This is a genomic window from Streptomyces plumbidurans, from assembly GCF_019857225.1.
Classification (GTDB): Bacteria; Actinomycetota; Actinomycetes; order Streptomycetales; family Streptomycetaceae; genus Streptomyces; species Streptomyces plumbidurans.
In genome coordinates this window covers 40,365-53,396 of sequence record NZ_JAFJSY010000067.1, presented here as the reverse complement: position 1 = coordinate 53,396, position 13,032 = coordinate 40,365, and the positions used below count along the sequence as shown (strand labels likewise).

General features: G+C 71.6%; 11 protein-coding genes. 8 read left to right on the top strand and 3 right to left on the bottom strand.

The window, feature by feature from the left end; all coding sequences use genetic code 11:
* Window positions 1–680 precede the first annotated feature (680 nt).
* Both JYK17_RS31405 and JYK17_RS31400 read left to right on the top strand, forming a co-directional pair.
* Window positions 681–3,482 carry a SpoIIE family protein phosphatase gene (locus JYK17_RS31405; RefSeq protein WP_222811688.1) on the top strand — a complete coding sequence of 934 codons (2,802 nt, stop codon included), beginning with the start codon at window positions 681–683 and terminating at the stop codon, window positions 3,480–3,482.
* A gap of 150 nt (window positions 3,483–3,632) precedes the next feature.
* The gene (locus JYK17_RS31400) at window positions 3,633–4,472 is read left to right on the top strand and encodes a chitosanase (RefSeq protein ID WP_108015883.1); all 840 of its coding nucleotides are present in this window, start codon (window positions 3,633–3,635) and stop codon (window positions 4,470–4,472) included.
* A gap of 52 nt (window positions 4,473–4,524) precedes the next feature.
* Here JYK17_RS31400 and JYK17_RS31395 read toward each other — a convergent pair whose 3' ends face one another.
* Entirely contained in the window at window positions 4,525–5,457 is a 933-nt protein-coding gene (locus JYK17_RS31395; RefSeq protein WP_108015884.1) for a CU044_5270 family protein, read from the bottom strand.
* Complete coding sequence (locus JYK17_RS31390) at window positions 5,450–6,130, bottom strand: RNA polymerase sigma factor (protein ID WP_372465341.1); 681 nt, start codon at window positions 6,128–6,130, stop codon at window positions 5,450–5,452. The genes JYK17_RS31395 and JYK17_RS31390 overlap by 8 nt, the downstream gene beginning before the upstream one ends.
* A gap of 204 nt (window positions 6,131–6,334) precedes the next feature.
* Between JYK17_RS31390 and JYK17_RS31385 the strand changes: the two genes are divergently transcribed.
* From JYK17_RS31385 to JYK17_RS31370, 4 genes are all read left to right on the top strand, one after another.
* On the top strand, window positions 6,335–7,699 hold the full coding sequence (locus JYK17_RS31385) for an FAD-dependent oxidoreductase (RefSeq protein WP_222811687.1): 1,365 nt from the start codon (window positions 6,335–6,337) through the stop codon (window positions 7,697–7,699).
* A 115-nt stretch (window positions 7,700–7,814) separates the two neighbouring features.
* On the top strand, window positions 7,815–8,969 hold the full coding sequence (locus tag JYK17_RS31380) for an FAD-dependent oxidoreductase (RefSeq protein WP_222811686.1): 1,155 nt from the start codon (window positions 7,815–7,817) through the stop codon (window positions 8,967–8,969).
* A gap of 123 nt (window positions 8,970–9,092) precedes the next feature.
* Window positions 9,093–9,584: a lamin tail domain-containing protein gene (locus JYK17_RS31375; RefSeq protein WP_128801038.1), complete on the top strand. Its 492-nt coding sequence runs from the start codon at window positions 9,093–9,095 to the stop codon at window positions 9,582–9,584.
* Window positions 9,585–9,882: 298 nt separating this feature from the next.
* Window positions 9,883–11,094, top strand: coding sequence for a hypothetical protein (locus JYK17_RS31370; protein WP_222811685.1), 1,212 nt, complete (start codon window positions 9,883–9,885; stop codon window positions 11,092–11,094).
* 65 nt (window positions 11,095–11,159) lie between these two features.
* Here JYK17_RS31370 and JYK17_RS31365 read toward each other — a convergent pair whose 3' ends face one another.
* Window positions 11,160–12,200: a hypothetical protein gene (locus tag JYK17_RS31365; RefSeq protein ID WP_222811684.1), complete on the bottom strand. Its 1,041-nt coding sequence runs from the start codon at window positions 12,198–12,200 to the stop codon at window positions 11,160–11,162.
* Window positions 12,201–12,410: 210 nt separating this feature from the next.
* Between JYK17_RS31365 and JYK17_RS31360 the strand changes: the two genes are divergently transcribed.
* Both JYK17_RS31360 and tgmA read left to right on the top strand, forming a co-directional pair.
* Window positions 12,411–12,704, top strand: coding sequence for a DUF1232 domain-containing protein (locus JYK17_RS31360; protein ID WP_128801041.1), 294 nt, complete (start codon window positions 12,411–12,413; stop codon window positions 12,702–12,704).
* Between the two features lie 131 nt (window positions 12,705–12,835).
* Window positions 12,836–13,027 carry a putative ATP-grasp-modified RiPP gene (tgmA, locus tag JYK17_RS31355; protein WP_016430618.1) on the top strand — a complete coding sequence of 64 codons (192 nt, stop codon included), beginning with the start codon at window positions 12,836–12,838 and terminating at the stop codon, window positions 13,025–13,027.
* The last annotated feature ends 5 nt before the right edge of the window (window positions 13,028–13,032 follow it).

The window sequence follows — 13,032 nt, the reverse complement described above, 5'->3', positions numbered from 1 at the left end:
CACCCCGACGCCATGGCCCACCTCCCGGCCACCCGCAAAACGACCAACGGGCAGCGCCACTGAGCCGAACACCGGCACCGCGGGGCGGGGGCAGCGCCGACACACCACCCCGGCAGACCCCGCCCCGGAACCGACCACCACACCGGTGCGGCTCGCCCTGCCACGGCAACCCGAACAACCCCACCCCGCGATCGACCCACTGAACAGCCCGGCCCGCCGCGCCTCGGCCCACCCCGACGCCATGGCCCACTTCCCGGCCCTGGGTCGCGTACCACCCCGACCACCCCTGCCGTCGAGGCACCGCACCTTCCGGGGACGATCGGCCGCGACCCCGCCCTCAGCCGGCGCAGCCCACCCCTCGCCCGCATCGACGACACCGCCCTTCCCCCGGCCACACGCCGCACAACAAACGGCGACCGGCCTTGGCGCCGACACACCGGCCCCGGGCACGATCGACCACGCCCGCACCCTCGAACGCCCTCACCCCGAAACCGCCCCCCACCACAAACACTGTCCGCCGCACCCCCACCCCCCAGAACAAACCACCACCGCCCACCAAAAGCCCCCCGCCCGCCCCAGCACACCCGCCCCCAAAGCACCCCCACCCGCCAAAGCGCAAGCCCTGTGACCGTCTGTGACGCCTCTCGCCTCATGCGGCGCGGCAGTGTAGACATGGGCACATGGTCCGACTTCCGGATCGTTCCGGGGCCCGGTCGCATCGTCGCCCCGGCGGTCCCCGTGCCCGCCGCGCGAGCGTTCGTGCCCACGGAGTGCACGGGCAGCGAGCGACGCGGACGCCGGCGGGGGTGATCAGCCGGCGCAGGGCCCAGGCGGGTGAATCCGAGCCGGGGCGTTTCGGGGCCCTGCGGTCGGCGCTGACCGGACGCAGCATCGCCCGGCAGGTGTTCGTCCTGCAAGTGGTGATCGTGCTGCTGCTGGTGGTCGCCGCGGTGGTGGCGCTGTATCTGCAGGCCCGGCACGACAGCACGCAGGAGGCCCGCAACCGCTCGGTCGCGGTCGCCGAGTCCTTCGCCAACGCCCCCGGCACCCGCGCGGCCCTGACCGCCCCCCATCCCACGGCCATCCTGCAGCCGCGCGCCGAGGCCGCCCGCAAGGCGACGGGCGTGGACTTCATCGTCGTCATGAACACCGACGGCATCCGCTACACGCACCCCAAACCGGACCGCATCGGCAAGAAGTTCGTCGGCACGATCGCGCCCGCGCTGGCCGGGCACACGGTGACCGAGGAGATCAACGGCACGATCGGCCGGCTGGTGCAGGCCGTCGTACCGATCCGGGCCCCCGACAACAAGGTCGTCGGCCTCGTGTCGGCCGGCATCACCACCAAGAACGTGGGCGGCGCCGCCAACCGCCAGCTCCCGCTCGTCCTGATGGCCGCCGCCGTGGGTCTCGCCCTGGCCACGGCGGGCACCGCGCTGGTCAGCAGACGTCTGATGCGCCAGACGCACGGCCTGGGGCCGGACGAGATGACGCGCATGTACGAGCATCACGACGCGGTGCTGCACGCCGTACGCGAAGGGGTCCTCATCGTCAGCGGCGAGGGCCGCCTGCTGCTCGCCAACGACGAGGCGCACCGCCTGCTCGACCTGCCCACGGACGCCGAGGGCCGGCACGCACTCGACCTGGGCCTCGCTCCCGACACCGCGGAGCTGCTGGCCTCCGGGCGCGTGGCCACCGACGAGGTGCACCTGGTCAAGGACCGGCTGCTGGCGGTCAACCAGCGGCCCACCGACCTCGAGGGCGGCCCGCCGGGCGCCGTCGCCACGCTGCGCGACTCGACCGAGCTGCGGGCCCTGTCCGGTCGCGCCGAGACCGCGCGCGAACGCCTCGACATGCTGTACGACGCCGGAGTCGGCATCGGTACGAGCCTGGACGTCACCCGTACCGCGGAGGAGCTGGCGGAACTCGCCGTGCCGCGCTTCGCGGACTTCGCGACGGTCGACCTGTTCGAGGCGGTGCTGGCCGGGGGCCAGCCGGAAGGGTCGACGTCCGTGCGGCGCACCGCCCTGAGCGGCGTACGGGAGGACGCCCCGCTGTACAAGGTGGGCCGGCAGACCAAATTCGTCGACACCTCGCCGCAGGCTCGCAGCCTGCGTTCAGGGCAGGCCGTGCTGGAGCCGGACCTGCGCGTGGCGCCCGGCTGGCACGCGCAGGACCTGGAGCGCACCGCGCAGGTCGTGGAGTACGGCATCCACTCGCTGATCACGGTGCCGCTGCGCGCCGGGACCCTGGTGCTGGGCGTGGTCAGCTTCTGGCGCTCGGACCGGCCGGACCCCTTCGACGCGGAGGAGCTGGCCCTCGCCGAGGAGCTGGTGACCCGCGCCGCGGTCTCCATCGACAACGCCCGCCGCTACACCCGCGAGCACAGCATGGCCGTGACCCTGCAGCGCAGCCTGCTGCCCCGCACACTGCCCGACCAGAGCGCCCTCGACATCGCCTACCGCTATCTGCCCGCGCAGGCGGGCGTCGGCGGCGACTGGTTCGACGTACTGCCGCTCTCGGGCGCCCGCGTCGCCCTCGTCGTCGGGGACGTGGTGGGGCACGGGCTGCACGCGGCGGCCACCATGGGGCGGCTGCGCACCGCGGTGCACAACTTCTCCGCGCTGGACCTGCCGCCCGAGGAACTCCTCGCGCTGCTGGACGAGTTGATCGGCCGCATCGACCAGGACGAGACCACGGACGACAGCGCTCCGGTCATCGGCGCCACCTGTCTGTACGCGATCTACGACCCGGTGACGAGGAACTGCACGATCGCCCGCGCGGGCCACCCGCCGCCCGCTCTGGTGCGGCCCGACGGCACCGTCGACTTCCCCGACGTGCCCGCGGGACCCCCGCTCGGCCTCGGCGGTCTGCCGTTCGAGACGGCCGAGCTCACCCTCGAGGAGGGCAGCCGGCTCGTCCTGTACACGGACGGGCTCGTGGAGGACCGGGAGCGGGACATCGACGAGGGGCTGGCCCTGCTGCGCGGTGCGCTGGAACGTTCCGGTGAGTCGCCGGAGGAGACCTGCCGGACGGTGCTGGACTCGCAGCTGCCGGCCAAACCGAGCGACGACGTCGCCCTGCTCGTCGCCCGCACCCGGGCACTGCCCGCCGACCACATCGCCGAATGGCAGGTGCCGCCCGACCCGGCGAAGGTCGCCGAGGTACGGGCCTCGGTGAGCCGCCGGCTCGACGCGTGGGGGCTCGACGAGCTGGCCTTCACGACGGAGCTGGTCCTGAGCGAGCTGGTCACCAACGCCATCCGCTACGGCACCGACCCCATCCGGGTCCGCGTGCTGCTGGACCGCACCCTGATCTGCGAGGTCTTCGACAGCAGCAGTACCTCGCCGCATCTGCGGTACGCGGCGATGACGGACGAGGGCGGCCGCGGTCTGTTCCTGGTGGCGCAGCTCGCCGAGCGCTGGGGCACCCGGTACACCCCCGAGGGCAAGGTCATCTGGGCCGAGCAGCCGCTGCCCTGACTCACCCCCTTTTGGTCCGTACCTTCCTCGTACATCCCTACGAACTTGTCCCGCGACGGGTGTGCTTCGCGCGCGGCCTCTGATAGGAAACCTTCCTATCAGTGTCTTGCACGGCCAACTCCCCACCCCCCACCACGACTTGGAGCCCCCGTGAGGCATCCCTCGAGCGACCCCGCACGCCCTGCCCGCATATCGCGCCGCACCCTCCTCGTGGCGGCCGGCGCCTCTCTGGCCGCGGTCCCCCTCCTTCGGCCCTCGCACGCGTCGGCGGCCGCCGACTGCGCCGGGCTCGACGACCCGGCGAAGAAGGAGATCGCCATGAAGCTGGTGTCGAGCGCGGAGAACTCCTCGCTCGACTGGAAGGCCCAGTACCAGTACATCGAGGACATCGGCGACGGCCGCGGCTACACCGCCGGGATCATCGGCTTCTGCTCCGGCACCGGCGACATGCTCGACCTGGTCCAGCTCTACACCGACCGCGAGCCGGGCAACGTCCTCGCCAAGTACCTCCCGGCGCTGCGCGAGGTCAACGGCTCCGACTCGCACGACGGCCTGGACCCGGACTTCCCCGGTGACTGGCGCAGGGCCGCCCAGGACGGCGCCTTCCAACAGGCGCAGAACGACGAGCGCGACCGCGTGTACTTCAACCCGGCCGTCAGCCAGGGGAAGACCGACGGCCTGGGCACCCTGGGCCAGTTCGCCTACTACGACGCCATCGTCATGCACGGCGACGGCGACGACCCCACCAGCTTCCGCAGCATCCGCAGGCGCGCCCTGAACAGCGCGCAGCCGCCCGCGCAGGGCGGCGACGAGACGGCGTACCTGAACGCCTTCCTCGACGCGCGCGTGTGGGCGATGAAGCAGGAGGAGGCCCACAGCGACACCAGCCGGGTCGACACCGAGCAGCGGGTCTTCCTGGACGACGGCAATCTGTGCCTGGACACTCCGCTGGACTGGCAGACGTACGGGGACAGTTACCACATCGGCTGAGCACCGGCCGGGCCGCCGCACCGCCCCCCGCGCGGTGCGGCGGCCCCCGGCCTCAGGGGAGTTGGCCGATGCGGTCCACGACGCCCGACTCCTGCAGGCCCCGCATCTCGTAGTACCAATGGGTCTGCCGCCATGCGCCGTCGATCTTCTCCGGACTGCTTCCCTTCAGCCGCAGGCCCAGGTAGGCGTAGGTCTTCGGGTCGAAGACGAACGAGAAGCTGACCTTCGGGTACGAGACCCCGATGCCGTGCCGGCCGAGGGCGTCCACGTCGTGGTGGTCCAGCTTGATGCCGGGGAGCTTCGCGACGGCTTCGAAGGTGGCGGCCTCCAGGCCGGGCGGCATGACGCGCGGCCCCATCATCAGCATGCAGGCGTTCACGAACGCCATGCGTCCGGCGGTCGGTGAATCCTTGTCGGCCATCCTGAGCACATCGAGCAGCTTGTCCGGGTCGGTCGGCCACTTCGCCAGCTCGGCGTACTCGGTCGGCGGCCACCTGACCTCGTGCTTGCCCAGCGGGGGATCGTGGTGGACCTTGCCGTACTCCTCACGCCACGAGGGCTTTCGGCCGTCCACGGACATCCAGCTCTGGTCGGTCCAGGTCTTGGTCCTCTTGCCCTTCACATACGTCCGCGTGATGTAGGTCTTCGTGTACAGGTACTGGTCGTCGCGCGGAATCCGCAGACCGGTCTCCGAGGAACGGGACCGGCTCGCGGCCGTACGGAGCAGGCGCTCCGCGCTCAGCGGGGTCATCCGCGAGGCATCCGTGCCCCCGTCGCGCCCCACCGCGACCACGATGCCCCCCGCGACCGCCGCCGCGGCCGTCCCGGCGACGGTCGCCCTGAGCATCAGCCGCCGGGAGAGCGCATGTGGACGGCGTTCCTGGAGGACCGCGCGCTGCAGGCGGACGCGGGCGGCCGCGCGCGCGTCGTCGGTCAACTGGGGTACGTCGTCGTGCAGTTCGCGCACCGCGGTGAGGTCATCCACGATCGGTCTCCTCCATCGCCTCGGTCGTACCGACCTTGGTGGTCTTCTCGGTCTCCTCATGCAGGGCCGTGGGATCCGACCCGCCCAGCGCCTGCCGCAGCCCGGTCCGCGCCCGGTGCAGCCGCGAACGCACGGTCCCCACCGGCACTCCCAGGGCTTCCGCCGCCTCCGCATAGTCGAGATCGCCCCAGGCGATCAGCAGCAGTACGTCCCGGTGACGGGCCGACAACCCCGCGAGGGCGCCCGCCAGTTGGGCTCGTGAGTGCTCGGCGCTGACCCTGGCGGCCACCCGGTCCGCGAGGGGCTCGGCCTCCGCCGGGGAGAGCACCGCGACGCGCGCGAGGGCCCTGAGCCTGCGGGCCTCCGAACGCCGGTGCCGGCCGACGAGGTTGGTGACGATTCCGTACAGCCAGGGGCGGGCCTGCGGCCGCGACAGGTCGTAGCGGCGGCGCTGCTGGAAGGCGATCACAAAGGTCTCGGCCATCAGGTCGTCGGCCGCCTCGGTGCCGAGGCGCCTGGCCGCGTAGCGGTGGATGTCGTCGGCGTAGCGGTCGAAGAGGACGGCGAACGCATCGGGGTCGTCCCAGGACTGCTCGATGACATGGGCGTCGGAGCGCTCGTCGCCGGACGGGCCGCGGGCCGGGCGGGCTCTGAGGCCCGGCAGGGCGGTCACCTCTCGCCTTTCGGGTTCATGGATGTCCTTCGGGTCGCGGGCATGGTCGACTGTTGTTGGCCGATGCCCGCAGTCGAGTTCCATCCTCAGCTCATAAAGTTGACTTATGGCCTCATAACCGGGACCCGCGTACCGACTTAGGCTTGCCTTAGTTTAGGCTTCCTGTTCGAGTCGATCTTTTTGCCGCTCGAAGGGAACCTGATCATGCCCCGCCCCCTGCGGGTAGCCATCGTCGGAGCCGGCCCCGCCGGGATATACGCCGCCGACGCGTTGCTCAAGTCCGACGTGGCCGCCGACCCCGGTGTGTCCATCGACATCTTCGAGCGCATGCCCGCGCCGTTCGGGCTGATCCGCTACGGCGTAGCCCCCGACCACCCGCGCATCAAGGGCATCGTCACCGCCCTGCACCAGGTGCTCGACAAGCCGCAGATCCGCCTCTTCGGCAACGTCGACTACCCGAACGACATCAGCCTGGACGACCTGCGGGCGTTCTACGACGCCGTGATCTTCTCCACGGGCGCGACCGCCGACCGCGAGCTGCGCATCCCCGGCATCGACCTCGACGGCTCCTACGGCGCGGCCGACTTCGTGTCCTGGTACGACGGCCACCCGGACGTGCCGCGCACCTGGCCGCTGGAGGCGGAGAAGGTCGCGGTGCTCGGCGTCGGCAACGTCGCCCTGGACGTGGCCCGCATCCTCGCCAAGACGGGCGACGAGCTGCTGCCGACCGAGATCCCGCCGAACGTGTACGAGGGCCTGAAGGCCAACAAGGCGCTGGAGATCCATGTGTTCGGCCGCCGCGGCCCGGCGCAGGCGAAGTTCTCCTCGATGGAGCTGCGGGAGCTGGACCACTCCCCCAACATCGAGGTCATTGTCGACCCCGAGGACATCGACTACGACGCCGGTTCGATCGAGACGCGGCGCGGCAACAAGCAGGCCGACATGGTCGCCAAGACGCTGGAGAACTGGGCGATCCGCGACGTCGGCGACCGCCCGCACAAGCTGTTCCTGCACTTCTTCGAGTCGCCCACCGAGGTCCTCGGCGAGGACGGCAGGGTCGTCGGCCTGCGCACCGAGCGCACCGCCCTGGACGGCACCGGCAACGTCAAGGGCACCGGCGAGTTCAAGGACTGGGACGTCACCGCGGTCTACCGCGCGGTCGGCTACCTCTCCGACAAACTCCCCAAGCTGCCCTGGGACATCGAGACGGGCACCGTCCCGGACGCGGGCGGCCGGGTCATCCAGGAGTCCGGCGAGCACCTGCAGTCCACCTACGTCACCGGCTGGATCCGGCGCGGCCCGGTGGGCCTGATCGGCCACACCAAGGGCGACGCCAACGAGACCGTGGCCAACCTGCTGGCCGACCACGCGAGCGGCCGCCTGCACACTCCCACCGCGCCGCAGCCCGAGGCCGTGGAGGCGTTCCTGGGCGAGCGGAACATCCGCTTCACCACCTGGCAGGGCTGGTACGAGCTGGACGCCGCGGAGAAGGCCCTCGGCGAGCCCCAGGGGCGCGAGCGCGTGAAGATCGTCGAGCGCGAGGACATGCTCCGCGCGAGCGGCGCCTGATCACGGGCCGGATCGACCGGATCATGGGGGCAGCGCGGAACCCGCGCTGCCCCCTGGGCGTTTGCACAGGTGCGGGTACGACCACGGGGGCCGTACGGAGACGAACGGGGTGGGTGTGGCTCGCGTACTGGTCATCGGAGGCGGAATCGCCGGTTCGGCGACGGCTCTCGCACTGCACAGGGCGGGACTCGACGTCGAGGTGCACGAGGCCCATCCGGACTCGGCCGAGGACCTGGGCGCCTTCCTCACGCTCGCGAGCAACGGCATGCGCGCGCTCGCGCAGCTCGACGCCTCCGCCGTCGTCACCGCGCTGGGCTTCCCGCTGACGTCGATGCGCGTCCTCGACGCCAGAGGCGCGGAGCTGGCCCACACCCCCATCGGCGAGGCGGACGATCCCCTGCTGCGGTACCGCTGCCTGCGCCGCGGCGACCTCAGTTCGGGCCTGCAGGCGGAGGCGGCACGCCGGGGCATCGCCGTGCGCCACGGTGCCCGGCTGACCGACGTCCGCCAGGACACCGACGGCGTCACCGCGCTCTTCGCCGACGGCAGCACCGCCACCGGCGACCTGCTGATCGGCGCCGACGGCCTCGGCTCCACCGTCCGACGCACCGCCCTCGACGCCGTACAGCCGCTGTACGCCGGCCAGTTCGTCTTCTACGGCCGCACCGACGCTGCCCCCGTGCCGGACGGGGACGCGTGCATCACCATGATCCGCGGCAGCGGTGCCGCCTTCGGCGTGGCGGTGTCGCCGGACGGGGAGGCGTACTGGTTCGCGCGTGTGTCCGGCGACCCGCTGTCCGCCGAACAGCTCGCCCAGGGCACCCCGGCCGGCCGGCGCGCGATGCTGCTCCCGCTGCTGCGCGAGGACGCCACCCCCGCCGCGGACATCGTCGCCGCGACCGGCGAGGACGTCCTGGTCACCAACGCCACCGAGCTCCCCACCGGCACGCCGTGGCGGTCCGGGCGCGTCCTGCTCGTCGGGGACGCCGCGCACGCGGCCTCGCCCGCCACCGGACAGGGCGCGTCGATGGCCCTGGAGGACGCGGTGATCCTCGCCAAGTGCCTGCGCGACGCCCCAGACACCGGCTCCGCGCTCACCCGCTACGAGGAGCTGCGCCGCCCGCGCGTGGAGCACAACATCACCGTCAGCGGCAACATCTCCCGCGGCGTGCGCCCCACGTCCCCCGCAGGCCGGGGCGCGGCCCCTTCGCGGCCCGGCGAGGACGCTCTCGTACGACTGCTGGAATGGGACGCGGACATCTGGGTCTGACGGCCCCTCAGCACAAAACACCCCTGCCGCGCAGCCATTTCGAGGAAGTCCACCCCCCCATACGACCCAGTCGTATAGTCTCCACGTTCTTCACCGAAAATCCACATTGGGGGGAAGATTTACATGCGTATACGTGTTGTCGCCGCGACCGCGGCAGCGGGTGCCCTGGCCGTACTGGCCGCCGTCCCGGCCCACGCCACCGAGTACTCCTCGGCACTGAAGATCAGGGGCGTCCAGTACGACGCACCCGGCAGAGACTCCAACAGCTGCTCGACCGGGAACACGAAGAACGAGTACCTGACGATCAAGAACTACTCGGCCCACACGACCGTGAACCTCAAGGGCTACGTGGTCAAGGACAAGGTCGGCAACCACTTCACGTTCAGCCACACCCACTACCTGCAGCCCGGCGACTACGTGAAGCTCCGCGGCGGCCGCGGCACCGAGTCCGACGCCAAGAACGTCGCCTACCGCAACAACTGCAACTTCATCTGGAACAACGACAAGGACTCGATCTACCTCTACAAGTCCTCCGGCGCGCACGCCGACTCGCACGCGTACACCAAGGCGTCCAACGACCGCGACGGGAACGGGTACATCACGTTCCACGGGTGACGCGCCCGACGCTGAGCGATCCGGTCGGCGAGGGGCGGTGCCGGCCGGACTCCGGCACCGCCTCGGTGTGGCGCGAACAGGCCCCGCCCCGAAGCGGATGGTGGGCGGGTCCTGTTCGCGGCCGCCATTGTGGCGGGCCCGCCGTACGGGGGAACACGCGTGAACTGTCATGTCCTGGAGTGGATCGCTCGCACCCCGTGTGCGCCGCGCACATCCCGTGTGCGGACCCCGTGTGATCCGCGCCGACTCGCCCGGACGATACTGGTGTACGCACGTGCCCCCGCCTTCAGATGGACCCATGCGCATTTCCACCAGCGTCCGACCGGCCCCGTCCCCCACACTGTGGCTCGCCCGGGGCCGCCATACCGGCAGCGACGCCGAGGACGTCGTACGTACGAATCTGCAGCGGCTCAAGGAGCGCACGGTCCTCGACGACCAGCGCGAGCTGCCCCCGCCCGCCGAGGAGTCAGGACCGGCGGGCGGCGAGTACGGCCCCTCGCGGATCTTCGAGGCGCGCTGGAAGGCCGCCGGGACGGTGACGGTGCGGGCCCGGCTGACGCTCACCCCCGCCCCGCAGGGCGGCCACGACTGGGTGCTGGCCGCCGAGGCCGAGCGCTCCTGGAACCAGGAGTGGCCGTCGCCCGTCACCATGTTCTGGCCCGACGACCCGGCCGGCCTCTGGGACCACGAGCCGGAAACGGGGCTGCGGGTGCGGGAGGTCAATCACCTGCCCACCGAGGACAAGGACATCCGGCGCCTGCTGAAGAGCTGTGTGCGCGGCGGCTGGTACATCAACATCGTGGTGCACGAGGCGATGACGCCCGACGAGAAGGGCAGCCGCCCGCTCGGCCCGCTGCTGCCGCCGAGCCTGCGCCACCGGGTGCTGGAACACCGGGCCGCACCCGAGCAGCTGCGCATCGTCAACCGCGCCCTGCGCCCGTTCAAGGTGCAGGTGCCACGCGGCGGCGCCGTACTGCTGCCGCCGGACCCCGCGCCGGAGGGTTTCGCCGCGGACGAGTACTCCGTGCGCACCGTCTTTCTCGACGGCTCGCGACCCGCGGACCTCGTCGACGCCCTGTCCCGTTTCGCCGCCCTGCCCCCGCTGCTCCCGGACGGCGGGGAGGCGGCCGTACGCGCGCTGCGGGACGACTGGCAGCTGATGACGCTGGAGGAGGAACTCGACCACGAACGCCGCCTGGTGGCGATGTACTCCGAGGCGCTGGAGGCGATGACGAAGTCGCGTGACCTGTATCGCGAGGCGGCCGAGCGCGCCCACGAGGCGCTCACCGCCTACCGCGAGTCCGGCGCCGAGGCTCCCGCCCCTGCACCACCCCCGCCACCCGCCCCCGCGCCGGCCGGCTCCCCCTTCCAGCAGCTCACACGCACCTTCGGCCGCCTGAAGGACTCGGCGAAGGCGCTGCGCCCACCGGCCTCCACCGGCCGCGCGCCCGCGCCTGAGCCCGCGCCCGCGCCCGGGCCCGACGACCGGTCCGAGTCACCCGGGAGCTGAGGCACGGATGTCCGGGCGACCCCACGGCCGCCCGGACACCACTGGTCGCCTGCTCCGCTGGTCCCCTACTCCGGTCGGCCCGCCGTCGCCAGGGGCCGGCGCGTCGGTGCGTTCTCGGCCGGCGGGTTCGAGGCGAGGCGTACGACGAAGGCCGTCAGCGCCGCCAGGGCCGCCGTCACGGCGGCCAGACCCGCGACCCAGCTCGGCGCGAGCGTCAGGTCGAGCGCCCGCGAGAGCCACGCCGAGTGGAACCGGCCCTGGTACAACTGGGCCGCCGCGAGCACGCCCGACACCAGCATGGCGAGGGCGAGAGCGGGCGGGACGGGCCGCAGGGTCACCACCACGGCCAGCAGCGCGCACAGGGCCGACACCGCGACCGAGGAGACGTAGAGCGCGACGGGCTCGCCCTCCTGGTACATCGGGAACCACAGCATCGCGCAGAGCAGGAGCGTGCCTGCCGCCACCAGGCCCGGCCACGACAGGCGCTCGGACGGGTTCTTCGGCACTCGGGGCGGCCGGTGGGCCGTCTCGGCGGCGGGGAGGGCGGGCGGGGCCTGGGGAACGGGCGGCGGGAAGGCGCCGGGACCCCACTCGGTCAGACCGTGCGGCGGTGCCGCCGGCTCCGTCTCCGGCAGGGCGGCGAGCGCCTCGCGCTCCTCGCGCTCCTCGCTCAGTCTGCCTATGAGTTCGACGAGTTCCTCGACGGGCCGGGCCAGTGCGGCGGCCCGGGCCGCCTCCTGTCCGAAGTGGCGCTCCGTCTGCGTCCGGTGCAGCAGCGCCATCAGCTGGGTCACTTCCGCCACCGGTCGGTGCTCCGCCGCCGCGCGGATGGCTTCGTCGGCACTGGCCGCGTCGCGCGGTGGACGGGTCAGCAGGGTGACCAGACGGGTGATGTCCTCCACCGAGCGGTCCGTGCCGACCGCGCGCAGGGCGTCGACGGTGGCCTGGGCGTACTGGGGGGACTCCTCCAGCATCGTGATCAGGTTGGCGACCTCCTCCAGCGGACGGTCGGCGACCGCTGCGTGCACCAGAGCGCTGACGGGGTCGTCCAGCGTGGCGGCTATGGAGGGGTCGTTGGACGTGGATGATGACGAGCGGATGCTCATGACTCTCCTCCATGGAAGAGACGAAAAGGTACGCCAGGCCCCGCGTCCTTCGACGCTGGTCACGACGTTGCAGTGCAGTGCCATTACTAGGGGCAGCCCCTGACCCGTGCCACCCGGGTGGGCCACAGGTATGAAGGCGGGCTCTACGAACGCCGGATGCGGGAATCCGCAAGGAGAGCGCCCGCTCGCCCCGCCCGACGAGGAGGTCCCGTGAAACCGTCCACGACGGTGATCGTCATCACACTTTCCATCGCCGCCCTCCTCATCCTCGCCACAGCCGTCGTCCTGTTCACCAGGCTGCTGCGGGCCCGGCGCGATCTGCGGCGCGCGGGGCTCCCGGCCGGTCCGCGGTGGGTGTTTTGGGGCGCTGTCCTTTACTTTTTCCTGCCGACTGACCTGTTGCCCGATCCGATCTATCTGGACGATGTCGGCGTCCTCCTTCTCGCTCTGCGCACGATGCACACCTCCCTCAGCGGGCCGAATCGTCACGAATCTTCCCTGTGATTACGGAGAGTAAGGAAACCAATCACTCGTTCGATTCGTATAACTGACTGGAAGGGCAAGGCAGTCGGCGGGCCGGGCCGCGCCGTAGCGGGTGGGGCGCTCGGTCGCGCAGCACTGACGAGGGAGAGACCATGCAACCGTTCGCGCTCAACTACGCACGTCCGGCGGTGAAGTTGGAGGCTACGACTCCGTATGTCTACGACCCCGGGCTGCAGTTGAACGTGCTCATGGACGGCCGGGTCGCCGCGGGTGACCACGCCCTGCTCAGAGAGCTGGGCACCACGACGTCCACCGCGGGGTCCAAGACACACTTCGACGACTGAACGCA